We start from the raw sequence: 26,849 nt of genomic DNA, 5'->3' as shown, positions 1-26,849 counted from the left end.
AAAAAAACGACATAATAAAAACGTCCGATATATTCGGACGTTTTTATTTTCTACTAGAAATTATACTTATCAATATTATCCTTCGTAAATACAACTCGTTCAGGTAATACGATAATACCATTTCCTTCTGCCTCATAGTCATACCCTTGAATAGAGTTCGGCTCTACTTTCACTTTTCCGATTCCTTTTACTTCAAAGCTATCTCCGACTTTTAACTTCTTCCCTTTTACAACAATTTCATTTGCAACATAAGTTGCTAGTGCACCTTGTTGTTTTACATCCCATAATCCAAATTGTTGTACTGTTCCTCGTTTCACATAATCACGCATAACGTTCGGTGTCGAAAACCCCGTTACGACTACTTTCTTATCCATTTTCAAATTCTCAGCTGCTTGTGCCATTGCTGGTAGTGCTGTTGCATCTGGACATATTACTGCGTTAATATCTGGATATGTTTTTAAAATGCTCTCTCCAACTGATAAAGATTTTTGCGCATTATTTTCACCGTATTGCGTTGTTACAATTTCCCAATTCGGATATTTCTTTTTAATAATTTCTTTTGCTTTCGTTACCCATTGGTTTTGATCTGTTACTGTTGGGCTAGAATAAAAGAATGCTACTTTTCCTTTATCCCCAATTTGCTTAGAAGTCATTTCAATTAATAAATTTGCAAGTTGGTCTGGTGTACCTTGGCTAATATAAAACGAACGGTCTTTCGGATTCACATCAGAATCCCACGTTAATACTGTCATCCCTTTTTTCTTTGCACGTTGTAATGATTGCGAGAGACCATCAACTGACGTAGATGAAACCATAATTGCATCATAGTTTTGGTTAATAAAATTGTTTATATATTTTACTTGCCCTGATACACTTGCCTCAGACGGTCCATCGTACTTCACTTGTACACCTAACTTATCTCCCATCTCTTTTGCACCTTCACCACCTGATGTGAAGAAGCCAACTCCCGTTAATTTCGGAATGAACGCAAATTTTACATCATCTGCTTTTTTCTTATCCGCTGTTTGGCTAGAACAAGCAATTAAACCGATTAAACAAATACACATAATAATAACAATCCCCAGTTTTCTCTTCATGACATTTCCCCCTTATGCAAATTCCTTCTTTTCCCCGTAGTGAATCGTTGTAATTTAAAATGTCTCATAATAACAGAAACAATAAGGATAATACCTATTACTACATTAGATTGTTCATTCGTTAAGCCCGTCATTTGTAAACCGTACTGCATGAGTCCTATAAAAATACTCGCTAGTACTGTCCCAATAATACTCCCTTTTCCGCCTGTAATAAGTGTGCCGCCTAATACAACTGCCGTAATTACTGGCAAAATCGTTTCACTTCCAATATCTGCACGAGCTGAACCGAAATAAGCTGTTAAGAAAGCTCCTCCTAATCCACCTCCTAACCCAGAAAGTACGTAAGCAATAATTACTACTTTCTTCGTTCGAATGCCGGAATATCTCGCCGTACTTTCATTTGCGCCAGTTAATTTTGCGTAGCGACCATATGTTGTACGGTGAAACAATATCGTAAATACTATCGTTAAAATGACAAGGAGCCATAATAGATTAGGTATACCGATAAAACTACCATTTGCCATTTGCACATACGAATCTGGTAAACCACTTATTCCTTCATAGCCCGCTGCACCCGAACCACCTGAAATAACAAGGGCGATTCCTGCATATAAAAACATCGTTCCAAGTGTAACGACAAGAGGTTCTACATCTGTCATTTTTATAATAAGTCCATTTAATCCGCCCGCTATGCAACTTATTACGAGCGCAATGATAACGGCCAACAGTATAGGCATGCCATTCATCCAAAGTGCTCCGATAAGAATCGAAGTAAGCCCCATAATAGATCCTACTGATACATCAATTCCGCCAGTTACAATGACAAATGTCATCGGAATAGCCGCGATTGAAATAATGAGGAAATCGTTCATACTAAAAAGGAGGTTACTAATGTTTAAGAAATCACTATTTATGAAACTAAAGAGAATGAGTTCTACGAGAAGCAATATGAGAAGAACCCCTTCCCATCTATACAAACTACGTATTCCCCTCATAGATTCACCCTTCTTTCTTCTAGTTGCCGGAGTTTCTTCCATTTTTTCAAGACACTATCTAATATGATGATGAGTAAAAGTAAAAATCCTGAAATAGCACTATTCCAAAATGCAGGTATTTTTAAAAAGACGAGTGAACTGCTTATCACTTCTAAAAAAAATGCACCTAATGCCGCTCCAAATATAGAACCTGTTCCTCCTTTTAAATGTATACCACCTAAAACAGCAGCGGCGATAACTTGCAATTCTATCCCTGTACCTGTTTGATTTGGAACGAATCCAATATTCATTACGAATATACATCCAGCGAGCCCAGCACTTATGCCTGATATGATAAACGCGTATATTTTCACTTTATCTACATGTATTCCAATAAGCCTTGCACCATCTTCATTATCACCGACAGCATAAAAATATCTTCCAATTTGTACTTTCATTAAAAAGAAATATAGTAGTAGTAATATGATAAGAACGGTCCATACCGTTACCGGAATGCCTAACATCATAATAGAAGAAATTTGTTTATACTCATTCGGAATATCTTCAATCCACTTTCCGCCCGTGAATAGTAACATTGCACCTCTAATAATACCGAGCATTCCTAATGTCATAATGATAGCTGGCACTCGAAATTTCGTAACGCCAATTCCATTTACCATACCAATAAGAGCACCAAGTATAATTGCCACAAATATTGAAATAAAGGCACTGTATCCATCTGTTAACAACATCCCGCAAACCGCAGCGCTTAATCCCATAATAGATCCTACTGATACATCTATGTTTTTCGTAAACAATACGAAAGATTGACCAATTGCCAAAATAACTAAAATAACGCTTGATTTCATAATTAAAGATAAAGAGCTAAACTGAACAAAACTAGGATTCATTACTCCAACGAAGGCTATGTAAAGAAGTAATAAAATAATAATAGACGTCTCATGCATTTTAAATAAACGGTTCACTCCGTTACACCTCCCTTTCCTCCGTACGCAAGGCGTGTAACTTCATCAATACAAATTTCCTTCTTCTCCAAATGAGAGACGAATCCTCCGTTTCTCATCACATAAACACGATTCGCTAATTGAGCGATTTCTTCCATATCTGAAGAAATTAATATGAGCGCAAGTCCCTTTCTCTTCAAACTTTGTATCGTTTCGTATACTTCTAATCTTGCTTTCGCATCAATACCGCGGGTCGGTTCATCAAGAATAATCACTTTCGGATTACATGCAAGATATTTCGCTAGCACGACCTTCTGTTGGTTCCCACCTGATAAAGACGTCATTTTCTCATTCATATGAGGGACAACAATTCGAAACTGTTTTATATACAATTCAGATAAAGCGCTTTCTTTTTTGTTATTTAAAAAGAAGCTACTCATACTGTTTAAAAATGCAGCTGTTATATTTTCTTTCACAGACGCAATTGAAAAAATGCCATTCCCTGCCCTGTCCTCCGGTACATACACCATACCTTCCTTTATTCGCTTATGTACCGAATACTTCGTAATGGATTTTCCCTCTAATAAAACAGAACCTGATTTCAAAGGCATTAATCCAAATATTGATTCAGCTAATTCAGTCCTACCTGATCCGACGATACCTGCAATCCCTACAACTTCTCCAGTGTGTACAGTTAATGATACATTTTGAAACGCATAACTAGACGCATTCGTGACATCTAATACTTTTTCCGAATGCTCTATTTCTTCTTGCGTGATTTCTTTCTTCTCCTCAAGTTTATAACCTTTCGGTAATAACCCCTCCATTAGCATGTCATATGTATAGCTTGATACATCCCCTTGACTTACAATCATTCCGTCACGTAAAATTGCTACTTTATTCGAAATTTCAAAGATTTCTGGAAAACGATGCGTAATATAAATCATGCCAATTCCTTTTTCTCTTAAACTTTTCATCAACACAAAAAGACTCTTAATTTCGTGAGTTGTTAATGTCGATGTTGGCTCATCTAAAATAAGAATCTCAGCTTCTCTTATTAATCCCCTCAATATTTCTACTAATTGTTGCTGGGCGATGGATAACGATACCCCTAGCTCACGAAGTTGAATGTTCCACCCTAAGTCTTCTAGCAACTTTTTAATTTTATTTCGAAGCTCTTTCTTTTTCGCTTTCATTCCGATACAAATGTTCTCTTCAATTGTCATATGAGGAAAGATGAGCGGCTCTTGAGGAATTAAATAAATGCCCTGTTGATGTGCTTCTGCTGTGTTTGAAAACTGTTGTACTTCCCCTTTCACAAACATCTTTCCTGAATCGTATGAATACAAGCCCGTTAGTATTTTCATTAACGTTGATTTCCCAGCACCATTTCCTCCAACTAAAGCGTATATATCTCCACGCTCTAATTGTAAATTGACTTCTTTTAATACGAGTTGATCTGCAAATGATTTACTCATCTTTGTAACTTGTAATAAGGGCACGCTCTCCACATGTTGTCACCTGCCTTTATGCAGAACATTTTTTGAGAAAATGATTTTTTGTTCTACTTGTTTTGTAGCATTGTATATTTCTTTTTTCATATCTAGAACACTTTTTTCATTGGGCTATTTATCGCCTCAACTGGAATAAACAAAATAACGAACACATATGTTTAAGCAGTGGTCAATTGTTGAAAGGGATGAAGAGCATGTCACAGCTGAACTTTGAAGACAATTTGTTAACAAAAGTAGCTTGGTACTATTATAAAGATCAATTAACCCAGCAAGAAATTGCTTCACTTCTTCACATTTCAAGAAATAAAGTCGTTCGGTTGTTAGATAAAGCACGGACGGAAGGTGTCGTCACATTTCACGTAAAAGGTACTGGTTTGCACTGTTTAAGCATCGAACGTGATCTTATGAAAAAATTCCATCTAAAAGATGCTTTCGTTATTCCAACGCCAACTGAGGATTATGCATTTTCACTCGGAAAAGCTGCCGCACAATATTTAGAAACTCAATTGCAACAAGGTGATTTACTTGGGATTGGCTGGGGAGAGACGATAAGTAAAATGCTAGAAAACATTCATTTTGATAGCTCTATGAGTCTTTCAATCGTTACTCTTACAGGAGGCGTAAATCACTATATTCCAAGAAATCAAAGCTATTTAAACTACATGCAAGGCGATCTTCATATTATTCCTACCCCTTTTCTAACATCTACAAACGAAATGACACAAATTATTCTATCTGAACCGAGCGTGAAAGATATGCTTCACGTCGCTTCACTCGCTCATACAGCAGTAGTTGGCATTGGCAGCTTATCTCAAGACGCCACAATTGTGAAAGAAGAAAAATTAACACTACGTGAAATGACTTATATACGTAGTCAACACGGGGCTGGAGATATTTTAGGGCAATTTTATAATACTGACGGAAAACAATTAGAACTTCCCCATCATAACCGTCTTATCGGCACACCACTCTCTGTTCTTCAAAATATGAAACATGTCGTTGGTGTAGCTGGCGGTACGGAAAAGATAGCTGCAATTTACGGCGCCTTAAAAGGAAAGTTCATTCATACATTAATTACCGATGAAGAAACTGCCCTCTCCTTATTAAGAAAGGAAGGTGACTCTTAATGTCTACTCTATTAGCTTACGACGCTGGTACAGGGAGCATTCGAGCAGTTCTTTTTGATTTAAACGGTAATCAACTTGCTGTTAGTCAAAAAGAATGGATTCATAAATCAGATAGTCGTTACCCTGGTTCTATGAATTTTGATGTAACTGAAAACTGGCAGCTCGTTCAACAATGTACGAAAGAGGTTCTTCAAAAAAGTAATACGTCCTCCTCTTCTATTAAAGGTATTAGTGCAACGAGTATGCGTGAAGGCTTTGTTTTATACGATAAAAACGGGCAGGAAATATGGGCTTGTGCAAATGTTGATGGTCGCGCGTCAGCGGAAGTTAGTGAACTAAAACAAATTCGTTCCGAAATTGAAGAGGATTTATATAAAAAATCCGGTCAAACTTTTTCGTTAGGTGCTTTACCTCGCTTACTTTGGATAAAAAAGCATGAACCAGACGTGTACAAAAACATTCATTCTTTCACGATGTTAAACGATTGGATTTTATATAAATTGTGCGGCGTACTACAAATTGATCCTTCAAACGGATGTACGTCCGGTATATTCGATTTACAAAATAGAGCTTGGGATAACTGGGTTGCTGAGCAATGCGGTCTTACTCTAGCCTTTTCTCCAAAAGTAAATGAAGCTGGTACAGTTATCGGGAATATCACAAAACGAAGTGCTGAGTTAACAGGATTACATGAAGGAACACCGGTCGTTGCTGGCGGCGGAGATGCACAAATGGCATCGCTTGGAACTGGAGTTGTAAAACCTGAACAAACATTTATATGCGGGGGCAGTTTTTGGCAACAAGAAGTAAATATAACAAAACCAGAAACTGATCCAAATGCGGCACTTCGCGTAAATTGCCATGTCGTTCCTAACCTATGGCAATACGAAACAATCGCTTTCTTCCCTGGCCTTGTTATGAGGTGGTTTCGAGATGCCTTTTGCCATGAAGAAAAACGGCTCGCTGAAAAACTCGGTGTAGATGCTTATGAATTACTAGAAGAACAAGCGAAAGAAGTTCCTGTAGGCTCACATGGCATAATCCCCACTTTTTCAAATGTAATGAATTATATTTCTTGGCGACATGCTGCACCATCCTTTTTAAATTTGAGCTTAGATGCTGAAAAATGCGGTAAGAAAGAAATGTTCCGCGCAATTGAAGAGAATGCCGCCTTCGTTACACTCGGCAACTTGAAATTAATAGAAGCTCTCACAGGTAATTTCCCTTCTGAAGTAACCTTTGCTGGCGGCGCTGCTAAAGGTAAACTTTGGCCACAAATACTAGCAGATGTCCTCGGAATCTCTGTTAAAGTACCCGTTGTAAAAGAAGCCGCTGCTTTAGGTACGGCAATTGCCGCTGGAGTTGGCGTAGGCATTTTTGAATCGATGGAAGAAACTGCCGAACAATTTGTACAGTGGGAAAACACATTTAAGCCAAACGCTGAAAATCATGAGCTTTATAAAGGATTCTATGAAACATGGAAAACAGTGTATGCTAGCCAACTTTCTTTAGCTGATAAAGGCCTCACATCACATATGTGGATTGCCCCAGGTGCGCTGTAACACATTACATAAAGGAGTGATTTCTATGCTTAAAGTGAATGAGGATGATTTCACCTATCGCTTCGGTGATAACGGGCCTAAATATTTAATACAAGGTCCAAATATCGATCTTGGCCTAGTCGTTATTCAGCCTGGGCAAGAGTTTCAAAATCACTATCATACAACGTGCGAAGAAGTCTTCTATGCGTTAGAAGGCGAAATAGATTTCTATGTGAATAACGAGAGAGTTCCGATCAAACAAGGTGATGTCTTGCAAGTTCGCCCTCATGAATCTCATTATCTTATTAACCATTCCGATAAGCCTTTTAAAGCTGTTTTTATAAAGTCACCACATTTACCAAATAAAGATACTGTACAAACTGAAAATCCAACATTAACGAAGGAGTGATTCCTAATGACTTGGGGATTTAAAAATCGATTAAACACAATTTTACCTGACGGCAGAGCGGTTATGTTAGCGATAGATCACGGCTACTTTTTAGGACCGATTCACGGACTAGAACAACCGTTAGAAACAGTTAAAAACTTGCTTCCATATACTGATTCCCTCTTTTTAACACGAGGCGTATTAAGTTCCTGTATTCCTGAAAACTGCAGCACACCGATGGTTATGCGTGTATCAGGCGGAGCAACTGTAGTCGGCAAAGATTTAGCGAATGAAACAATTGTTACACCTGTGAAAGAAGCAGTAAAACAAAACGCAATTGGCGTCGGCGTTTCTGTCTTTGTTGGATCGGACTATGAAACACAAACTATTTCAAATCTCGCAAACGTAGTCTCTGAAGCTCACGATTACGGCCTGCCAGTACTCGGTATTACCGCCGTTGCGAAAGAACTACAAAAACGAGAAGCTCGCTTTCTGGCACTCGCCTCCCGCGTATGTGTTGAAATGGGAGCTGACATTATTAAAACTTACTACTGCGAAGGATTCGAAAAAATCACAAGCACATGCCCTGCTCCAGTCGTAATCGCAGGCGGCCCAAAACTAGATTCAATCGAAGACGCATTAAACATTACGTACAATGCGCTGCAAGAAGGCGCAATCGGAGTAGACATGGGTCGAAACATATGGCAGTCCGAACATCCAGCTGCGATGATTCAAGCGATACATGGTATTGTGAAAAATAGATTGAATGTGAAAGAGGCGCTGGAACTATATAATGATGTGAAAAATTAATGTGAAAAGATGGACTATTTATTATAACGGGTTCAGTTAAGAGGAGTAAAACTTGTTTTGACACCAAACTACACAAGGAAAAGGATGGCACTTGCCATCCTTTTTGACATACATTGAACTTTTACTGTTTTCAAGTTTCCTTCTTCGACTAACGAGCCAAAAATTTTAATCAACCTTTAACTTTATAGCTTTTGTAGCAATAAAAGTTTTAATATGCTTATCTAATATCCTTGTTCCACCAAAATCATCCTCGTAAAAACCCGTTATAACAAAACCAGCTTCAACTTGACCTTGGATTTGATCTTCTAGAGTATGTGCGTATTCTATTGTTTGATTTAAATTAATATAATCTTGAACTTCATCCTCTGGTAAATAATCCAATGTTGATGAAGGTATTGAATGTTTAACATCCAAAATACCTTTTTGTTCTTGGTTGTCATCAAAAATCCATAGTAAAGGATTTGTAAATCCAGAAATAAGAATACCTTTATTCTTTAAAACCCTTGAAATCTCATTCCATACAAGATGAACATCTTTTACAAACAAATTAGAAACAGGATTTACGACAATATCAAAATATTCATCTTCAAAATCACTAAGGTCTGACATATCTCCTTGTACTGTTTTTAAAGTTAATCCATCCCGTTCCGCTACCATTTCATCTTGTTCCAATTGCTTCTTAGATATATCAGTAACTGTTACATCTGCTCCAGCAGCAGCCAGTACTGGTGCTTGTTGCCCTCCACCTGATGCTAAACAAAGTATCTTTAATCCCACTAATGACTTTGGAAACCAATCTCTAGGAACTGATTTTTCTGTGGTGACTGTGATTTCCCATTCACCTGATTTACTTTTTTCAATAACCTCACTACTTACAGGTTGAGTGTATCTAGAACCTTCTTCAACCTTCTTATCCCATGCATTACTATTTTGTTGTGTAGTATCCATTATAATGATTCCTCCTAACTATCTAGTTGCATTTTAATTGTGACATTATTAACTATTTACACCCTTTTTCTATTAACCTGCCGATAGTTAATAAATGGTTTTCTATATTTATTTTAACACATTAACACCCCATTTTTCGCAATATTCCAATTAATTGATTATATTACAAAAAATGAGAATTGTTTCAGTTATAATAAAATATGAAAACAAAAATAAAGGAACTGTCTCATAAGTCGGATTTCTGACTAAAAGACGCTTCTTTTTCACTTTAGTGTTCCATTAAAAAAGCGAATAAAATGATCAAGCCCCTTTCCAAACTGGATAAGGGGCTATATATACACCTTCAAAGAATTATTCTTGATGAGTGCCATTCAGTTTTGAAACTTTCTTACCATCTCTATAGTCAAGGCAAGAAACTTCAATTAATAATCCATTAAATATTGTAAAATAAAAACCATAACTACTACCTCTCATTGTATAAGGTTCCTTGTCTATTTCAATGCCCCCAGTTACTAAACGATTATATGCTCGATCAACTTCACTTGAAGTTTCCACCAAAAAACCAATATGAAAAGCTTCAGGATATGTAACGTCCTTTTTCCCCTTGAACGCTTTTGGATCACTTAACACGAGTATAAATCCACTCTCATCACTCATCACTATAAGGGCCTTTCCCTTTTGTTCCAAAAATTGAAAATCAAAAAATGTTTCAAAGAAATGTCTAGCTTCTGATAAATCATCAACACATAGATTCAAATGATTCAACCTCATTCACTCATCTCCTTTTAAACAGCGGTTATATAGACTCATATTGATAACACTTAAATATTCAAGGGGAAAGTATTATACTATTTTTAATAGTCTAATACTTTCCCCTATAGTCTAGAACGTTTTTTAAAATGCAACATTTGGAATACAATGAATGAAATTATATGAACAATTCGACACGGAATATCACTTTACTGATAAAAATTGAGAATCGTAGTAGCCCTATTGTTTATTCTCCAAATTGGTTAAAATCCACTCAATCAAGAAAATTGCTGAAGAAATCCGCTCTGTCGTATCCCCTAAGAACACTTTATTAAGCAAATCATCAAAATTAGTCGGTTTAATAGATAATGCTTGAGTATACCTTAAAGCAGATCCAGCTGGAGGTGTCGGCTTGTTATTAATAGCCCAGATTCCCTCTAGCAATGTCCACATTGATGTGTGAACTATGTATGAAGCTTTTAACTCATCTTTTGCTTTCAATGCAGACTGGATTTTAATTAACGAACTATTTAACCAATGAAAAATGCCTTTTACTTTCTCACTAGAAACACGGTAGTTTTCAAATTTATGTTTAGCTATTTCTTTTAACCTTTTTAACTCACCGCTTTTATCAAATAAAATTTTCCCTTCTAAAAAAGAGTATAGTTCCATCGGATTATTTTTAAAGTTTACTTGTATTTGATTAAAATCAGCATACTTGTATTCAACTAAAATACCTTTTCTTGTTTCGGAATGAAATTTCTTATTTTGTCCGTCCTCTAAAAGAATATATAAATCTAAATCGGATTCAGGATATGCATCTCCTCTTGCAACAGATCCGATGAGCATTAATCCGTTTACTTTATCTATAGATAAACTTTCGCTTAAGATAGTTTGTACTAATATTTTATGTTGTTCATGTTGAATAGGTAATCGGGCTTCTAACATTCGTAACCTCCAAGCATTTTATTATTATGAGAGTTATTCGTGACTGTAACATATTTTACTTCTCTTATACCTTTAGCCCACTTCCTACTTATTCAACAATTGTCAGTTCATATACAATTTCGTCTTCACTACTTTTTGTTTTATCTTGAATCGTTACAATATCTCCAGCTTTTATTTTCGAAGCATTCACCACTTTTACCATCTCTGGTGGAACATACCCTCCATTGTTCTCTTTATTTAGTGGAAACCACTTTACTGACTTATTAGTTGCTTCTAAAATTTTATATTTAATTGTACCATCATACTTTATTTCACCTGCAAGATCTTTTACTAATGTAGGTGTATATTTATCCCCTTCTTTTTCCAAAGAGATATGATCACCTATATCTAGGCTACCGTTTCTTATAGGTGCCTTCCATTTTGTTGGGTTTAAATTACTTAAACTTACTTTCACGCTACCTTCTTTATTTGAGCTAGAATCTTTTAGAGATATTTCATAATGATTCATATCAATAATTATATAATCTTTCTGCTCTTCTATTTTTGCACTATTTTCACGTTTTTCTGCATGTTTAGATGCTTCTTCTTTCACATTATTATCACTACACGCTGATAATAATGTAGTTGCTAAAGCAGCCATCAATAACATTTTTTTCACTTTATTTACCTCCATTTATAACTAAAAAAATAAACATATCTAACATCCATATTTTACTATAAATCAAAAAGAGAGGATATCTGTTTTATTAAAAAACAAATATCCTCTCTTTTTAATTATATATTACGACTGTTGATAAGCCGATTTCGATGATTTCACATAATAAACCCCATGTTCAACGTTAATGATATGATCTGGTTTTGGTTTACCGCGTCCCGCTCTATGTCCAGCTAAATGCTCTTCACTTGTTTCCCAGTTTTTCCATGCTTCTTCAGATTCCCAGCGAATCATAACTACAACTTCTTCGTCTCCGCGTCTTACTTTTTTAACGAGAACACTTAAGTCGATGAATCCTTCAAATTTTTCAATAATTCCTTCTCCTGTGAAACGCTCTACAACTATATTAGATGTACCTTCTTTTACTGTAAATGTCTTCGTTTCGATAAACATATATTCCACTCCCTCTTTGTAATACGAATACTAGTATTCTTCTATTATAATTGATTATGATAATTATTTTCAATTATAAAGTTTCGAATCTTTAGCATTATGCAGATTTCTCCTCAATCGCCTCATCTAAAAATTTGAAATACGGAAGCAATATTCCTATTAAAGAAGTGACACATATAATCGAACCAATGATAAAGTATAGTACTCTCACTCCCCACATTTCACTCAGTATTCCCCCTAATAACACACCTAATGGCATAGCGGATCGTATGAAAAATAGTCGTACTGAAAATACTTTCCCTATCATATTGTTCGGGACTGTTTGTTGGCATATCGTCGTATTATGAACATTGAAAAATGAAATACAAATACCTGCAATTACTTCAATAATTACCGCAATTATAATACTGTGATTGAACCCTAGAGAAATGTATGTGAGGCCACCTATAAACAATCCTCCAAGCATAAGTATTCGCCGGCTTTTATATGTTACTTTTCCAACTAACATGGAACCAACTACATAGCCAAGTGGGAATCCTGCCATAAAATAACCGTATTCAGCATACCCTGCCGATAGTTCGTCTTTAATATAAGGAAGATTCGTAACCATCGTTACTCCTACTCCAAATTGAACGAATGTTAGAAAGATACCTAGCCAAACGATAACTGGTTTTGTGAAAAAGTATGTAAAGCCGTGAAGAAACTCTTCTAGCCACGTTTTTCGAAGTTCTTGCTGTACCCTCTTTTCTTTTATGAAAAGCAATAATCCTCCGCTTATAAATAAACACATACATACGAAAGATAGCGTAAGTTCGATTCCAATAAATTTAATGACGATACCACCTATTACTGGCGCGAGAAACATCATAAGACGAGTCATTCCATCAATATACGCATTCGCGTCTTGAAGCTGCTCTTTATTCACAACAGTTGGTGTAATCGCTTGGCTCGCAGGGGTATAAAGAGGCGTAATGAGACCAACTATAATTTGGACAACGTAAATGTGCCAAACTTCTATACTGCTAGTAACTAGCATCGCCAAAGGCAGTAAGAAAACAGATGCCCGCATCCATTGCGAAAAAATCATAATCCACTTTCGGCTCCATTTATCAATAAATGGCCCACTTATAAGTTGCAGTATGAGAGAAGGAATTAGATATAGTAACCACATACTGCTTAATGCTGTTTTCGATCCTGTTAACTCATATACAAGAATTGAATTACATAACGTCCCGAAAGCCCCGCCTAATTCTGAAATTGCACTACCAATCCACATATAAAAGAATGAACGGTTTTTCAATACACTTTTCACTATAGCTCACCAACTTTTCTATTAAATTCCTCCCTTTATGTACATTCTCGTTGTATATTATCTATTCAAAAATGCATCTAATTCTTTCGCTAAAGACTGCACTGCTTTCTTTCTCAATACATATTTTCCGTCTTGAATATCAACTAACTTTGCTGAACGTAACAATTTCAAATGATGATGTACTGTCGATTTTCCTAGTTGTAATCTTTCCGTTATTTCTTGCAGCGTACGCTTTTGTTCAAATAGTAGTTTTACAATACGAAGCCTTGCCTCGTCCCCGAGCGCCTTATGTTTATGAACTAAGAAATAACTCGGCTCATACGAATCTTCCGGATGTATACTTTCATTTGCGACCGGATAATGAAACACTTTCGTATCTTCAATATCAGCTTCTATGTTCCACGGTCTGTACGTAATTTGCGGGATAAGAAGTACGTGATGCACACTTGGCTCTGGCATATATGTAACGCCACCTGTTGCCCACTCGACAAAATCTTCCGGTTTCATCTTTTTATTCATTGCATTTTTCGCTTCATAATCTCGCTTTAATATAGAGAGCAGTTGCTCCTCTTCTTTCTTAATAACACCCTCATACCATCCTGTCATAACATTAATTAAATGCCTCTTTAATAACTGGACGTCTACATTACATATAAACTCAATATACGTAGAGAAAAACTGATGTTCATGCGTTAACTCCATTAATTCTTGTACCGCTGAAATTTCTCCGCTAGATGCTAAACGTCTTTTTTCTTGATGTATTTCTCCTAAAAACGGTAAGCACACATATTTAAAATCTACTTCCGATAACGAATTGATATTATGAACAAACTGAGATAAATCCATAAAATCTCCATCATACAGTAACTGTAGCAATGCTTTCCACGTATTATGCTTCTCGACAAATTGTAAATGCTCTATCATTTCATGTGATAAAGATTGTCTTATTTCTTCCCATTCGCTTTGAGATTTTTCAAGCGTGTCGATTAACCTTTTATGAGTAATTGCCGCAATGCCAAGTGCACATTCGAAAAGTATCGAATACCTCATTTGAACGTTGTACGTTTCCCTTTTTCTACTCGTCACGTGAAAGACTTCCATTTTATCCCCTCCTTATTTGCTACGTATTAAATTCTATATTCATCGAATTATACCTTCTAACTTTTTAGAATTTTAAAACTTTCCGAAACTTTATATTGCTACAAATTTTTAAATTTAAGCTATAGTTAATTTTCTTGTTCAACTATGAGGCAGGTTTATTGAAGAGAAAGGAGAATTTATTACATTTAGAAAAATGATTTAGAAAGCATAAGTTTATTTCTGTAATTACTACAACGGCGCCGTATTGTTCTTTTAGAAACTTCCAAATATCAATTAGATGATAAGTAGGTACGTTTCTAATTTCTCTAACACTTGTTGTTGGTCTATCTCATAGTTAAGGAGGCTATACGAATGGGTAAAAAAGAAATATTACAAAATGGAGTCAAGCAAGTTTTTTACGAAGAAGAATGGTACCCACCGATATCAGAAGCTTTAAAGAATCTTACTGCTGCACAAGCATGTTGGCACCCAGAAGGAAAGGCCAGTAATACGATTTGGGAAAATGCAAACCATTTACTAATCTTTAAAGAGCGCTTACTTTCCCGCTTACATCAAGATGACACATTTGTTGCTCCACAAAATAATGATGACACGTTTGTCCAAGGTGGACCTAATGATGATGAAGCGTGGCAACAAACAGTGAAGCGAACGCTCCAAGTACATGATGCCTTACAATTTTCATTAACATCCCTTCAAGAAGCAGAACTGGATCAACCAAGTCCGTCTCTACCAGTTTGGCAACAATATATGAATATCCTATTGCACGATGCTTATCATACAGGACAAATTATACAACTTCGTAAACTCCAAGGTTCATGGCCATCTCATCGTTCATATTTATAAGCAATGATTAAAGATGATAGATAAGCATATGATTCTACATTTAGCAAAATAAGTACAAAAAAAGCAAATGAGATTCTAACTCTCATTTACCTTTTTTGCATGTTGGAGAAACGTCCTACATAGATAAAATAAAACTTTAATCAGTGGGATTTTGTCCATCCCCCACTGATTATCAACCAAAACCAATCGGACATTTCTGAGCCATTATCTCCCACCTCACTTCCTCGCGTTCGCCAAGTTTTGAGGTAGGAGTCTTACCGCCCATTAATACGGGATAAAAAATTCATTCACACTTATTAATTCATCTGCGCATCGTTCAATAGCCCAATTATTTCACTTAACATTTCTTCTGTAAAAGCACCTGCGCTAAAGTTCACTAATGCTCGTAATGGCATATAGTTCAGCATAGCGTCCATCATTTCAGAGGCATCACTATCCCCTTCAGTCATACTACCAAACGGACTGTCTTTTAATGCTTTTTCCATAAGCCCTTTTGCGATTGGTGCTAAGATTGGGTCCGTAAATATGTCCCCAAGTAACGTATTACGATGCACTGGTTTTTGAGTTATAGTCGTTGATTGAACATACATGCTATCATGTAAAACGATCTCTTTTGAAGACTTTCCTACTAAAATCTCAAATTCACCTGTTTCAACATGCCAGTCCTTTAATTCAACATTATAATAAGCAAATGATCTTTTATTTAAAGTAAAGCTAACCGTTTTTTCTTCTCCCGGTTGCAATTCTACTTTTTCAAATCCTTTTAGCTCTTTTTCAGGACGAGTCATACTGCTTTCAACATCTTTTATATAAAGCTGAACAATTTCTTTCCCTGCTCTACTACCAGTATTTTTCACGTTCATACTGATAGAAACAGTGTCCGTATCCGTTATCTCTTTCTTATTTATTGAAAGATTACTATACTCAAAATTTGTATAGCTTAATCCAAAACCAAATGGGAACAACGGTTCAATATTTTTCGCATCGTAGTAACGGTATCCGACGAACACACCTTCTTTGTATTCCACTTTGTCCCCTTCACCAGGGAAGTTTAAGTAAGAAGGATTATCGCTTAACACTTTCGGGAATGTTTCCGCTAATTTCCCGCTTGGATTCGCATCACCAAATAATATATCGGCAATCGCCCCGCCTAATGCTTGGCCACCTAAATAGCCTTCAAGTATTCCTTTTACTTTACCTATCCATGGCATTTCAATTGGAGCACCGTTACTTAAAACTACAACGATATTACTTTGAACTTCAGCGATAGCCTCAATTAATTGCACATGATTTTCTGGCATTTGTAAATGTTTTCGATCAAAGCCTTCAGATTCATAACGATCTGGAAGTCCAACGAAAAGGACCGCTGTATCTGCTCGCTCTGCTATTTTTTTTGCTTCATTAACCATGCTTTCATTTACATCATCACTTGCAATGTCATAGCCTTGGGCAAATAATATGTTCGTTTTTTCACCTGATACCGTTTCAATTTCTTCGAGAATACTTTCAAGATTTGTTGGATTAATATGAGAGCTTCCGCCACCTTGAAAACGTGGTTGCTTTGCAAATCCTCCAATTACTGCTACCGTTCCCTCTTTTTTCAGCGGAAGAATGGAAGCTTCATTTTGTAACATAACCATACTTTCACTTGCAACTTCTCTTGCAAGCTGATGATGCGCGTCCTTACTATACACAGCGTTTTCTAATTGGTTATCATACGCTTTAAAAATAATGTAAAGAAGACGCTCTGTTGCTTGATCAAGCTTTTCTACAGATAGCTCACCACAGTTAACTGCATCGACAATTTTCTTCTCACCAATTCCAAAGCTTGAAGGCATTTCTAACTCCAAACCGTTCGCTAGACTTGCAACACGCTCATTTACTGCACCCCAATCAGAAACGACAAAACCTTCAAATCCCCATTCATCTTTTAAAATATCATTTAATAAATAGTTATTTTCCGAAGCGTATTCACCATTTACCTTGTTGTATGCGCTCATTACTGTCCAAGGCTGTGCTTCCTTAATGACATCTTCAAAGCTAGCAAGATAGATTTCACGCAATGTTCTTTCATCAACAATTGCATCTACTGACATTCTGCGATGCTCCTGATTATTAGCAGCGAAATGTTTTAATGACGTTCCAACCCCTTGACTTTGTACGCCTTTAACATGGTTTGCAGCCATTTGTGATGATAAATACGGGTCCTCTGAAAAATATTCAAAGTTTCTTCCGCATAGCGGCGAACGTTTTATATTTGCACCTGGTCCAAGGAGAACTCCTACATTTTCAGCCTGACATTCTTCTCCTAATGCAACTCCTACTTGTTTTATTAATTCTTTATTCCATGTACTTGCTAACCCTACTGCTGAAGGGAAACAAGTCGCTGGAATACTGTTATAAATCCCTAAGTGATCTGCTCCCTCTGCCTGTTTTCTAAGTCCGTGTGGTCCATCAGTTACCATAATTGAAGGAATTCCTAATCGCTCAATCCCTTTTGTATTCCAAAAGTCTAATCCAGAACATAGACTTGCCTTTTCTTCTAATGTCATTTGTGAAATGATTTTCTTAATATCCCTTTTCATGATAGCCCTCCTAAAAAATAATTAAGTAAACGCTTTCTTAATGTCATTATAGTTATTATTCTTTAGATGTTATGGTATATTTTTTAGAATACTGGTAAAAATTTTAGCTGATTATATTTATGGTTAAACCGTACTCTCTTTCGCTCTTATTTTAAAACCTTTGCTTAGGAGAGGATTTTAACTTGTACATATATAGGCTAATGCTTAAAGAATAGAGGTTAAAATAATGAATTGCTCCAAACTTGAAGATTTATATTATATTTGTAAGCTAGTCTTTGACATACATAAAACACCTATCTTTTTCATTGATAACAAAGGGGATTTGGCATTTGAAATCTCTCCCCATTTTCAGCATAACCCATTGTATTCTTCAAAAGAGGTGTTACTTAATCAAGTATTTAGAGAAGATCCTCCCTATACTTTTCCAGTACTTGAAGAGACTTCCTTTCTTGAAAATTTTTTCTCAATTAACTTACGTTTAAATGATCAACTTAGCGGGAATATCCTCGTTGGGCCAGTCCTTTATTCCAGGTTATCAGAAACCTCAATTAAAGGAATCGTTAATGATCTTCAACTAAAAATAGACAAAGAGGAAATGATTCGCTATTATCAATCTCTCCCTGTTTTAAGCAATTTGCAATTTTTAAATATAAGCATGGTTCTTTATTACATGCTGTATCAACAAAAATTAGACATTGCTGATATTTTGCAAAAAAATATACTGTTAAAAAAGGATGATTTTGAGATTGAACAGCCCGCTATACATATATCGGAGCAACGTCAAAGTACATTAACTCATATCGATCCACTAGTTGAAAGGAAAATATTTGAGTGTATTAAGGAAGGAAAAAAGGATGATTTAATTAAAAATCTAAGAAAATTACCTGAATCAGGAGATCTTGGGGTGTTGTCAAAAACAAGTCACCTGCGAAGCCAGAAAAATTCTGCCATCGCAGCAATTACACTCGCGACAAGGTCGGCTATAGATGGTGGACTATTCCCTGAAATTGCATATACCCTCAGTGATTTATTAATTCAAAAACTCGAAGAGATAAAAAAAAGTGAAGCCATTTCCCCATTTTTAGAGAATGCTTTACTTGAGTTCTCAGAACGAGTTAAAAACGGGAAAATGCAAAAACATTCAAAGCCTATAAACATATGCCAAAATTATATATTTACTCATCTTTACGAAGATATTACACTATCCCATCTAGCAGAAATAGTCGTATTAAATCCTAGTTATCTATCTTCCCTTTTCAAGAAAGAAGTTGGAATTTCATTAGGCGAATATATTCAGCGTGCTAAGATAGATGAGTCAAAAAGCTTAATGACCTATACAAAACATTCTATATCAGAAATCTCCACACTATTAAATTTCCATGACCAAAGTCATTTTACAAAGGTCTTTAAAAAACATACTGGTATTTCACCTAAACAATTTAAACATGGACACAGTTATTAGTTTAGAAAATTTTATCATACTTCCAATAATTATTGTCCTTCGTTCTACCAATAGATTTATTTTGTTGCTTTACATTATTAATACATATCCTTTATAAAGCGGAAAAACATTAATTTTTAATACATAAATTGAAATAGATTACTCCCAAACATAATTTACATTCTTCATAACTTCTGATCATAATCCAAATTTGGAAGAATAGAGGCTTTTTTATATACAAATAATAAGCCTCAAGGAGTTGTTGACATGCATTTCATATTAAATATGTTAGGGATTTTTGTTGTAATATTAATCGTTTTTCTATGTTCGCCTAATAAAAGAAAAATAAAATGGAGACCAATCGTTATTCTAATAATATTGGAGCTTTTTATTACGTGGTTTATGTTAGGCACGAAATTGGGCAGTATTATCATTAATAAAATTGCGTCATTTTTCAGTTGGCTACTATCATGTGCGAATGAAGGAATTCGATTTGCATTTCCTTCAGCTATGGAAAATCAAACAGTTGATTTCTTCTTTAGCGCATTACTTCCTATCATTTTTGTTATCACTTTCTTTGATATTCTTTCGTATTTTGGAATCTTAACTTGGATTATTGATAAAGTTGGTGCAATCATTTCAAAGATTTCTCGTTTACCAAAGTTAGAAAGCTTCTTTTCCATTCAAATGATGTTTTTAGGAAATACGGAAGCACTTGCAGTTGTTCGTGATCAATTATCTGTGTTAAAAGAAAATCGTTTGTTGACTTTTGGAATTATGAGTATGAGTAGCGTCAGCGGGTCCATTCTTGGTGCTTATCTATCAATGGTTCCAGCAACATATATTTTTAGCGCTATTCCTTTAAACTGTATTAATGCATTAATCTTGGCTAATGTTTTAAATCCTGTAGAAGTTACTAAAGAAGATGATGTTATTTATTCACCTTCAAAAAATGAAAAAAAGATTTCTTTTCTACTATTTCAAACAGTATGTTAGTTGGGATGAATATGGTTATTGTTATTTTAGCGATGGTAATTGGGTATGTAGCTTTAACAGCATGTTTAAATGGTATTTTAAGCTTCTTTGTTGCAGGTTTAACAATTCAAAAAATCTTCTCTATTATCTTTAGCCCTTTTGCATTTTTACTTGGTGTATCAGGCAGTGATGCTATGTATGTAGCAGAATTAATGGGGATAAAAATAACAACGAATGAATTTGTTGCAATGATGGATTTAAAATCAAACCTAAAGTCTTTACAACCGCATACCATTGCGGTTGCAACTACATTTCTAGCTTCTTTTGCAAACTTTAGTACAGTAGGTATGATTTATGGAACTTACAATTCATTATTTGGCGGGGAAAAATCATCAATAATCGGTAAAAATGTTTGGAAGCTTCTTGTTAGCGGAATGGCTGTTTCCTTATTAAGTGCTATGCTTGTCGGGCTTTTTGTATGGTAAATGAATATTGATTTCGTTTTAATTACAAAAGACACCCGAATTAAATTGGGTGTCTTCATCTTATTACTTGTTCTTTTATAATTCTTATCCCCGAATCTGTCCATTTCCACGAATCACATATTTTGTGGAAGTTAATGCTGGTAGCCCCATTGGTCCCCTTACGTGTAGCTTTTGTGTACTGATGCCAATTTCTGCGCCGAATCCGAATTCATATCCATCCGTAAAACGAGTTGATGCATTATGATAAAGCGCCGCGGCATCAACAGATGTGAAAAATTTGCTGACGTTTTCCTCGTTCTCTGTAATAATCGCTTCGGAATGCATAGATCCATACGTATTTATATGATGAATTGCTTCTTCCGTAGTGGAAACCACTTTAACTGCCAGTGTGAGAGATAAAAACTCTGTTTCCCAGTCTTCTTCTGAAGCTAATGCAATAGAAGAATCAATTGCCAATGCTTTATTATCACCACGTAGCTCCACGCCTCTTTCCTTCAAGGAAGAAAACAGCTCGCTACCAAATTGCTGCGCCCAATTCTCATGAAGTATAATCGTTTCAATTGCATTACATACAGATGGACGCTGCGTTTTTGCGTTTATAATAATATTAAATGCCATTTGTTTATCCGCTGTTTCATCAATGAAAATATGACAATTTCCCGCACCTGTTTCAAGTACTGGAACAGATGCTTCTCTCACTACAGTATCTATTAACTGTTTGCCGCCTCTTGGGATAAGAACATCCAAGTACTCGTTCAATGTAAACAATTGCTTTGCACTATCGCGCGTTGTATCTTCTATGAGCTGTACACTTTCTGAAGGCAAGCTTGTTTGTTTGAGCGCCCTGTGAATAACGCTAACGATGGCTTTGTTAGAATGAATAGCAGAAGAACTACCACGTAATATTACTGCATTTCCTGTTTTTAAGCAAATTGTAGCAGCATCCACTGTCACATTCGGCCTTGCCTCGTAAATCATTCCGACAACACCAAGTGGTACGCGCATCTCCTGAATAGATAATCCATTTGGTCGTTCCCATGCACTTACACGCTCTCCAACAGGATCACGTAAATCAATTAGCTGCTTAATTCCCTCAGTCATATCGATGATACGCTGTTCATTCAGCATAAGACGATCAAGGAGTGACTCAGAAAACCCTTTTGCCTTCCCTTCTTCAATATCTCGTTTGTTTTCCTCTAAAATATAAGCTGTTTCTACTATCAGCTGATCAGCAATCGCAGCAAGTGCTTCGTTTTTTTGATTTGTAGATTTAAGTACAAGTTCTCTAGCAATTTCTTTCGCCTTTTTCCCCTTTGCCAACACTTCATTCATTTTTATTTCCTCCTTTTAAAAAGTTAATAAGTAAAAATTAAAGACCCGTTTATCTCCACCAACTAAGTGTTTCCCGCCTATGGAATTAAAGAATTTGAGCAGTGGACTCTGCCCTCGCTATTCTTAAAATGAAACCCAATGATCCCTATGGATAACTTCATAACTATGCCTTTCCCCTCTTGCTTGAATATCTTGGCTCTGCATACCTTTTAAATCCCTTAGTTCCTCTGCACTATACCTGCATTGTCCTTTTCCTACTACGCGCCCTTGTTGCGTGATTACCTCCACAACTTCACCCACTTGGAAAAATCCTGACACATTAGTAACACCAGCAGGAAGGAGACTCTTTCCATGTTGAATGATGGCAGAAGCTGCCCCCGCATCTACTTCAATTTGTCCGCTAACAAGCGAATGCAAGGCGATCCATTGCTTGTTCATCTTAATCACTTTTTGAGGAGCATTCCCGATATATGTTCCATCACCTTTGCCCTTCATAACATCTAAAAACTTCTCCTGTCCACATCCCGTTCCGATAAATACACTCACTCCAAGAGATAGTGCCGTCTTGGCAGCATCGATTTTTGATTTCATACCGCCAGTCCCAAGTTTTGAGCCCGCATCTCCAGCAAGAGAAGCAATTTCTTCTGTTACCTCAGGAAGGAAATGATATTTTTTCGCATCCGCATTTTTCTGAGGATTTTGGTCATATAAACCGTTCACATCTGTAAAAATCATGAGCATATCCGCCGATACAAGCCCGCTTACTAAAGCTGACAGCATATCATTATCACCGAACGTTAGCTCTTCTAAAGAAATGGAATCATTTTCATTGATTATAGGAAGAGCGGAACGATTTAGTAGCTCTCCTAAAGTAGCGTAAGCGTTACTGTATTGTTCTTTTCTAGAAAAGTCACTTCTCGTTAGTAAAAGTTGTGCAGTAACGATACCATATTTACGGAATTCCTCCGTGTACGCCTGCATTAATAAACTTTGCCCGACAGCGGCAGCAGCCTGTTTCCCTTTAATTGTCACAGGTCTGCTAGGATACCCTAGAGCAGAAAAACCTGCAGCGACTGCCCCAGATGTAATCAACAAAACTTCATGCCCTTCCTCTTTCAATCGTGCCAATGCAGCAACGTGATCTGAAAGTTGTTCTTTACAGATGCCTCCATGACTTGCTGCCAAGGAACTGCTCCCAATCTTTACAACAATTCTTTGCTTTCTCACTTTTTTATCCCCCAAGTCTAAAATCAAAGTTTTTATAAATTACACTTTTATTTATACAGTTTGCAGCTATGTCTATCCTCATCAATGCTGTACCTATAGTATTAGAGGGCAAAATAAAAATGACCACTTCGCCCTTAATAAAATAAAAAGGACGAAACGGTCATTGTTCCGCGGTACCACCTTAATTGATATACATAGATATCCACTTGGCGCCTATAACGCAGGCGTACGCCTAAACTTTCATTTAAGACTCAGGGATAGGTTCGATACATTCTATACGAGGAATCTTTCAGCCGGTGAATTCCACTCTCTTTCGCAAGAAGACATATGTACTATTTCCCTTCAACGATTTTCAATTTGATTTTTTATATTATGCTATATAGTTCGTTTTTGTGTCAAGAGGTATTTTGCAAAATGAATATGATGACAAGTTTCTTGTATGAGATTATGGACATACTGGATGATAGTGAAAATTGATATAACTATACTCATATTCATAAACGTAAAATCTTTTAAAAAATCTCTCCTGTCATTCATGCGATTAATAACATATATTGTTCTCCATACCAAGGTATATAAAGTGAAACTTTAATCAGTGGGGGTTTTGTTCATCCCCACTGATTATTAGCCCTAACCAATCGGGCCTTTACGGGCAGTTGATTCCCACCTAACTTCTTTGCTCCACCTGAATTTTGAGGTGGGAGTTTTACTGCCCACAAATAGCGGGATAACATAAAATCTTTAAATATAATGCGTGTACTTACATAATGTCGAATATAATTTATTTTTATCTTTTGTATTGCAAAAAGGCACATACTCTCTTAAAATGTTTCTTTATATTGCATGGAGATATCATTATTATTTTAGAATAACAATATCAGACCGATATAATTTATGATAAAAGGAGCCAGATTGAGTTATTATGGACAAACAAATTGGATTCATCGGATGCGGAAATATGGGAATGGCTATGATTGGCGGGATGATAAACAAAAATATAGTGTCTTCAAATAAAATCATTTGTTCAGATTTAAACACTACTAATTTAAAACATGCTAGTGAAAAATATGGACTAACTACAACAACTGACAACAATGAAGTAGCTAAAAATGCTGATATTTTAATTTTATCAATTAAACCAGACCTATATGCATCAATAATTAACGAAATAAAAGAAGTGATAAAAAACGATGTTATCGTCGTAACGATCGCTGCAGGGAAAAGCATCAAAAGTACTGAGGATGCTTTTCATAAAAAGTTAAGGGTTGTAAGAGTAATGCCTAATACACCTGCTCTTGTTGGCGAAGGAATGTCTGCGTTATGTCCTAATGAAATGATGACAGAAAGAGATTTAGAAGATGTACTAAACATTTTCAATAGTTTTGGTCAAACAGAGATAGTAAGTGAAAAATTAATGGATGTTGTAACATCTGTAAGTGGTTCTTCGCCAGCATATGTATATATGATTATAGAAGCGATGGCAGATGCAGCTGTATTAGATGGTATGCCAAGAAATCAAGCATATAAGTTCGCAGCTCAAGCTGTGTTAGGCTCTGCAAAAATGGTACTAGAAACAGGAATGCATCCAGGTGAATTGAAAGATATGGTTTGTTCCCCTGGCGGAACAACTATAGAAGCTGTAGCAACATTAGAGGAAAAAGGCTTACGAACAGCCATCATTTCAGCTATGCAGCGTTGTACGCAAAAGTCTGTTGAACTATCTAGGCAAACTAAAAAGTAATAAATTAGTGTAAAGAAACCCACTTTAAATACATTCACATATCTTTAAACAGTTTTAGACTATATACACATTTCATTTACATACTCCTCCTTTTTCACCAGTAACTGAACGGACAAATTCAAGGGTAATTGAGTTTGTCTGTTTTGTATTTTATTATCCTAAAATAATTACCCTGTTCTTATTATCATTTATTTTATAGCGTAATACCCTTTTATTATTAAGGGAACATCATTTTCATATGTATTTGCTGCAGATTTTATCAAGTTTTAAATCATACGTTTCTTGTAAGACATGATACACACCAGATGAAATATACTCAGAGACTAAGCATAATATCTATTGAAAAAAGTAATATCAATCGCCTCAAATTGTTAACACAATATTTTTATCGTCCTCTAATATTAATTACTATTTCCTAATCCCCTCCATTACAATTTAAATCATTTAAGTTTTCTCCATATCGTGCATCTACTAGTTAAACAAAAACTCCCCTTAAATCGAAAATGATTAAGGGGAGTCAGTCATATTTGATGAAGTTATAGTTCTGATTTTACTGGAATAGAAACATTGTTTTTCACTAATTTTTTAACGTCTTTAAAGCTAACAAAATTGTTGTTTTGCTCATCCCAAAGACGGAAACGGATTGACCGCAAGCTTGTAGCAAGAGTAATCGTTGGTACATTCTTTAAAGGAAGCGTATTATTGTGTGCCTCTTCTAGTTTATAATTAGGTACTCTTGGACTTAAATGGTGAACATGATGAAATCCAATATTACCAGTTAAAAATTGCAAGATTTTAGGTAGTTTATAAAAAGAACTTCCTTCCACTGCCGCTTTCACATATTCCCACTCTTTATCTTCTTCAAAATAAGAATCCTCGAATGTGTGCTGTACGTAAAACAGCCAAATACCTATTGAACCTGCTATTAAGAATATGGAACCATGCACTAAAAGAAACGATTGCCATCCGAGTGTCCAGCAAAGTAACCCTACTAAAGCAACGATTAAAACATTCGTCAAATAGGTATTCATGCGTTCCTTCTTTCTAGCACCTTTTCTGTTAAATCTATTTTTAAGTAGGAAAACATAAATCGGACCTAACCCAAACATAACCAATGGATTGCGATATAAACGATATGCTAAACGGAGTCTAAATGGCGCTGCCAAATATTCATTCACTGTAAGTGTCCAAATATCTCCTGTACCTCGCTTATCCAAATTACCACTTGTAGCGTGATGAACGGAATGCTCATGCCCCCATTGATCAAACGGGAATAAAGTTAAAACACCCATACATGTCCCTACTATTCTATTTACACGACGGCTTTTAAAGAAAGAATGATGGGTACAATCATGAAAAATAATGAAAACCCGTGTCATAAATCCAGCGGCTAACACAGCTGGAACTAATGCTAACCAATAAGAAACGGACAAACTTTTATAAGCAAGGTACCATAAGATAATAAATGGCACTACCGTATTGATGATTTGCCAAACACTTTTTTTTGCCGTTGATTTTTCAAAAGGAGCAACTTGTTTTTTTAAATTTTTAGTATTTTGTAATGTCATTTTTTCTAATTCCTTTCCTTTATGTTGCTAATTCGTATTATAACACATTATTAGTAGTAGGTGTTATAC

Annotated in this window: 22 protein-coding genes, 1 pseudogene and 1 other annotated feature; of the genes and pseudogenes, 8 read left to right on the top strand and 15 right to left on the bottom strand. The window is 35.8% G+C overall.

What is annotated here, in order from left to right; translation table 11 throughout:
• Window positions 1-53: 53 nt before the first annotated feature.
• From lsrB to JFU20_RS27675, 4 genes are read right to left on the bottom strand one after another with little or no spacing between them, the layout of a single operon-like run.
• Complete coding sequence (gene lsrB, locus JFU20_RS27690; protein WP_201039141.1) at window positions 54-1,097, bottom strand: autoinducer 2 ABC transporter substrate-binding protein LsrB; 1,044 nt, start codon at window positions 1,095-1,097, stop codon at window positions 54-56.
• Window positions 1,094-2,092, bottom strand: a complete 999-nt coding sequence (locus JFU20_RS27685; RefSeq protein WP_002189993.1) for an ABC transporter permease — start codon at window positions 2,090-2,092, stop codon at window positions 1,094-1,096. Before JFU20_RS27685 ends, lsrB begins: the two co-directional genes overlap by 4 nt.
• Window positions 2,089-3,057: an ABC transporter permease subunit gene (locus JFU20_RS27680; protein ID WP_002142273.1), complete on the bottom strand. Its 969-nt coding sequence runs from the start codon at window positions 3,055-3,057 to the stop codon at window positions 2,089-2,091. Before JFU20_RS27680 ends, JFU20_RS27685 begins: the two co-directional genes overlap by 4 nt.
• Complete coding sequence (locus tag JFU20_RS27675; protein WP_201039140.1) at window positions 3,054-4,547, bottom strand: sugar ABC transporter ATP-binding protein; 1,494 nt, start codon at window positions 4,545-4,547, stop codon at window positions 3,054-3,056. The genes JFU20_RS27680 and JFU20_RS27675 overlap by 4 nt, the downstream gene beginning before the upstream one ends.
• A gap of 197 nt (window positions 4,548-4,744) precedes the next feature.
• On the opposite strand from JFU20_RS27675, the gene JFU20_RS27670 reads away from it, so the two are divergent.
• The 4 genes from JFU20_RS27670 to lsrF are packed head-to-tail and all read left to right on the top strand — an operon-like array spanning window position 4,745 to window position 8,416.
• On the top strand, window positions 4,745-5,677 hold the full coding sequence (locus JFU20_RS27670) for a sugar-binding transcriptional regulator (RefSeq protein ID WP_002165567.1): 933 nt from the start codon (window positions 4,745-4,747) through the stop codon (window positions 5,675-5,677).
• Window positions 5,677-7,239, top strand: coding sequence for an autoinducer-2 kinase (gene lsrK / locus JFU20_RS27665; RefSeq protein WP_201039139.1), 1,563 nt, complete (start codon window positions 5,677-5,679; stop codon window positions 7,237-7,239). Before JFU20_RS27670 ends, lsrK begins: the two co-directional genes overlap by 1 nt.
• Window positions 7,240-7,264: 25 nt before the next feature.
• Window positions 7,265-7,627, top strand: a complete 363-nt coding sequence (locus JFU20_RS27660; protein WP_000921867.1) for a cupin domain-containing protein — start codon at window positions 7,265-7,267, stop codon at window positions 7,625-7,627.
• Window positions 7,628-7,633: 6 nt separating this feature from the next.
• Entirely contained in the window at window positions 7,634-8,416 is a 783-nt protein-coding gene (gene lsrF / locus JFU20_RS27655) for a 3-hydroxy-5-phosphonooxypentane-2,4-dione thiolase (RefSeq protein ID WP_201039138.1), read from the top strand.
• 165 nt (window positions 8,417-8,581) lie between these two features.
• Here lsrF and JFU20_RS27650 read toward each other — a convergent pair whose 3' ends face one another.
• From JFU20_RS27650 to JFU20_RS27620, 7 genes are all read right to left on the bottom strand, one after another.
• Window positions 8,582-9,364 carry a class I SAM-dependent methyltransferase gene (locus tag JFU20_RS27650; RefSeq protein WP_002165565.1) on the bottom strand — a complete coding sequence of 261 codons (783 nt, stop codon included), beginning with the start codon at window positions 9,362-9,364 and terminating at the stop codon, window positions 8,582-8,584.
• A 351-nt stretch (window positions 9,365-9,715) separates the two neighbouring features.
• Window positions 9,716-10,135 carry a VOC family protein gene (locus JFU20_RS27645; RefSeq protein ID WP_201039137.1) on the bottom strand — a complete coding sequence of 140 codons (420 nt, stop codon included), beginning with the start codon at window positions 10,133-10,135 and terminating at the stop codon, window positions 9,716-9,718.
• 219 nt (window positions 10,136-10,354) lie between these two features.
• Window positions 10,355-11,062 carry a nucleotidyltransferase domain-containing protein gene (locus JFU20_RS27640; RefSeq protein ID WP_002013484.1) on the bottom strand — a complete coding sequence of 236 codons (708 nt, stop codon included), beginning with the start codon at window positions 11,060-11,062 and terminating at the stop codon, window positions 10,355-10,357.
• Between the two features lie 88 nt (window positions 11,063-11,150).
• Complete coding sequence (locus tag JFU20_RS27635) at window positions 11,151-11,735, bottom strand: hypothetical protein (protein WP_002013486.1); 585 nt, start codon at window positions 11,733-11,735, stop codon at window positions 11,151-11,153.
• A gap of 108 nt (window positions 11,736-11,843) precedes the next feature.
• Window positions 11,844-12,170 carry a heme-degrading monooxygenase HmoA gene (gene hmoA, locus JFU20_RS27630; RefSeq protein ID WP_002013488.1) on the bottom strand — a complete coding sequence of 109 codons (327 nt, stop codon included), beginning with the start codon at window positions 12,168-12,170 and terminating at the stop codon, window positions 11,844-11,846.
• A gap of 97 nt (window positions 12,171-12,267) precedes the next feature.
• Window positions 12,268-13,482, bottom strand: a complete 1,215-nt coding sequence (locus JFU20_RS27625; RefSeq protein WP_002013490.1) for an MFS transporter — start codon at window positions 13,480-13,482, stop codon at window positions 12,268-12,270.
• A 57-nt stretch (window positions 13,483-13,539) separates the two neighbouring features.
• On the bottom strand, window positions 13,540-14,583 hold the full coding sequence (locus JFU20_RS27620; protein ID WP_201039136.1) for an ArsR/SmtB family transcription factor: 1,044 nt from the start codon (window positions 14,581-14,583) through the stop codon (window positions 13,540-13,542).
• Window positions 14,584-14,934: 351 nt separating this feature from the next.
• On the opposite strand from JFU20_RS27620, the gene JFU20_RS27615 reads away from it, so the two are divergent.
• Window positions 14,935-15,426, top strand: a complete 492-nt coding sequence (locus tag JFU20_RS27615) for a DinB family protein (RefSeq protein ID WP_002013494.1) — start codon at window positions 14,935-14,937, stop codon at window positions 15,424-15,426.
• A 296-nt stretch (window positions 15,427-15,722) separates the two neighbouring features.
• Here the strand turns inward: JFU20_RS27615 and JFU20_RS27610 are convergent, their stop codons facing one another.
• A complete protein-coding gene (locus JFU20_RS27610; RefSeq protein WP_201039135.1) occupies window positions 15,723-18,011 on the bottom strand; it encodes a glycoside hydrolase family 3 C-terminal domain-containing protein in 2,289 nt (762 codons plus the stop codon).
• A gap of 226 nt (window positions 18,012-18,237) precedes the next feature.
• Between JFU20_RS27610 and JFU20_RS27605 the strand changes: the two genes are divergently transcribed.
• Both JFU20_RS27605 and JFU20_RS27600 read left to right on the top strand, forming a co-directional pair.
• Window positions 18,238-19,473: a helix-turn-helix domain-containing protein gene (locus JFU20_RS27605; RefSeq protein WP_016095693.1), complete on the top strand. Its 1,236-nt coding sequence runs from the start codon at window positions 18,238-18,240 to the stop codon at window positions 19,471-19,473.
• 246 nt (window positions 19,474-19,719) lie between these two features.
• A pseudogene (locus JFU20_RS27600) lies at window positions 19,720-20,912 on the top strand (NupC/NupG family nucleoside CNT transporter).
• An 84-nt stretch (window positions 20,913-20,996) separates the two neighbouring features.
• Here the strand turns inward: JFU20_RS27600 and JFU20_RS27595 are convergent.
• Complete coding sequence (locus JFU20_RS27595) at window positions 20,997-22,244, bottom strand: glutamate-5-semialdehyde dehydrogenase (protein ID WP_201039134.1); 1,248 nt, start codon at window positions 22,242-22,244, stop codon at window positions 20,997-20,999.
• Window positions 22,245-22,367: 123 nt separating this feature from the next.
• Window positions 22,368-23,471 carry a glutamate 5-kinase gene (gene proB, locus JFU20_RS27590; RefSeq protein WP_033715808.1) on the bottom strand — a complete coding sequence of 368 codons (1,104 nt, stop codon included), beginning with the start codon at window positions 23,469-23,471 and terminating at the stop codon, window positions 22,368-22,370.
• Between the two features lie 144 nt (window positions 23,472-23,615).
• Window positions 23,616-23,826, bottom strand: a binding site (T-box leader).
• Between the two features lie 567 nt (window positions 23,827-24,393).
• Between proB and proC the strand changes: the two genes are divergently transcribed.
• A complete protein-coding gene (gene proC / locus JFU20_RS27585) occupies window positions 24,394-25,212 on the top strand; it encodes a pyrroline-5-carboxylate reductase (protein WP_002013510.1) in 819 nt (272 codons plus the stop codon).
• A 536-nt stretch (window positions 25,213-25,748) separates the two neighbouring features.
• On the opposite strand, the gene desA is transcribed toward proC, so the two are convergent.
• Window positions 25,749-26,780: a Delta(5) desaturase DesA gene (gene desA / locus JFU20_RS27580; RefSeq protein ID WP_201039133.1), complete on the bottom strand. Its 1,032-nt coding sequence runs from the start codon at window positions 26,778-26,780 to the stop codon at window positions 25,749-25,751.
• Window positions 26,781-26,849 lie beyond the last annotated feature (69 nt).

It is taken from the genome of Bacillus sp. TH30, assembly GCF_016650875.1.
Lineage (GTDB): Bacteria > Bacillota > Bacilli > Bacillales > Bacillaceae_G > Bacillus_A > Bacillus_A mycoides.
The sequence above is the reverse complement of the archived record's forward strand: the minus strand, read 5'-3'. Positions and strand labels throughout refer to the sequence as shown.

What these genes read in the sequence shown, in the direction of transcription:
- lsrB (WP_201039141.1), bottom strand. Translation starts at nt 1,097, where the DNA reads ATGAAGAGAAAACTGGGGATTGTTATTATTATGTGTATTTGTTTAATC.
- JFU20_RS27685 (WP_002189993.1), bottom strand. Translation starts at nt 2,092, where the DNA reads ATGAGGGGAATACGTAGTTTGTATAGATGGGAAGGGGTTCTTCTCATA.
- JFU20_RS27670 (WP_002165567.1), top strand. Translation starts at nt 4,745, where the DNA reads ATGTCACAGCTGAACTTTGAAGACAATTTGTTAACAAAAGTAGCTTGG.
- lsrK (WP_201039139.1), top strand. Translation starts at nt 5,677, where the DNA reads ATGTCTACTCTATTAGCTTACGACGCTGGTACAGGGAGCATTCGAGCA.
- JFU20_RS27660 (WP_000921867.1), top strand. Translation starts at nt 7,265, where the DNA reads ATGCTTAAAGTGAATGAGGATGATTTCACCTATCGCTTCGGTGATAAC.
- lsrF (WP_201039138.1), top strand. Translation starts at nt 7,634, where the DNA reads ATGACTTGGGGATTTAAAAATCGATTAAACACAATTTTACCTGACGGC.
- JFU20_RS27650 (WP_002165565.1), bottom strand. Translation starts at nt 9,364, where the DNA reads ATGGATACTACACAACAAAATAGTAATGCATGGGATAAGAAGGTTGAA.
- JFU20_RS27645 (WP_201039137.1), bottom strand. Translation starts at nt 10,135, where the DNA reads ATGAGGTTGAATCATTTGAATCTATGTGTTGATGATTTATCAGAAGCT.
- JFU20_RS27640 (WP_002013484.1), bottom strand. Translation starts at nt 11,062, where the DNA reads ATGTTAGAAGCCCGATTACCTATTCAACATGAACAACATAAAATATTA.
- JFU20_RS27635 (WP_002013486.1), bottom strand. Translation starts at nt 11,735, where the DNA reads ATGGAGGTAAATAAAGTGAAAAAAATGTTATTGATGGCTGCTTTAGCA.
- hmoA (WP_002013488.1), bottom strand. Translation starts at nt 12,170, where the DNA reads ATGTTTATCGAAACGAAGACATTTACAGTAAAAGAAGGTACATCTAAT.
- JFU20_RS27620 (WP_201039136.1), bottom strand. Translation starts at nt 14,583, where the DNA reads ATGGAAGTCTTTCACGTGACGAGTAGAAAAAGGGAAACGTACAACGTT.
- JFU20_RS27615 (WP_002013494.1), top strand. Translation starts at nt 14,935, where the DNA reads ATGGGTAAAAAAGAAATATTACAAAATGGAGTCAAGCAAGTTTTTTAC.
- JFU20_RS27610 (WP_201039135.1), bottom strand. Translation starts at nt 18,011, where the DNA reads ATGAAAAGGGATATTAAGAAAATCATTTCACAAATGACATTAGAAGAA.
- JFU20_RS27605 (WP_016095693.1), top strand. Translation starts at nt 18,238, where the DNA reads ATGAATTGCTCCAAACTTGAAGATTTATATTATATTTGTAAGCTAGTC.
- JFU20_RS27595 (WP_201039134.1), bottom strand. Translation starts at nt 22,244, where the DNA reads ATGAATGAAGTGTTGGCAAAGGGGAAAAAGGCGAAAGAAATTGCTAGA.
- proC (WP_002013510.1), top strand. Translation starts at nt 24,394, where the DNA reads ATGGACAAACAAATTGGATTCATCGGATGCGGAAATATGGGAATGGCT.
- desA (WP_201039133.1), bottom strand. Translation starts at nt 26,780, where the DNA reads ATGACATTACAAAATACTAAAAATTTAAAAAAACAAGTTGCTCCTTTT.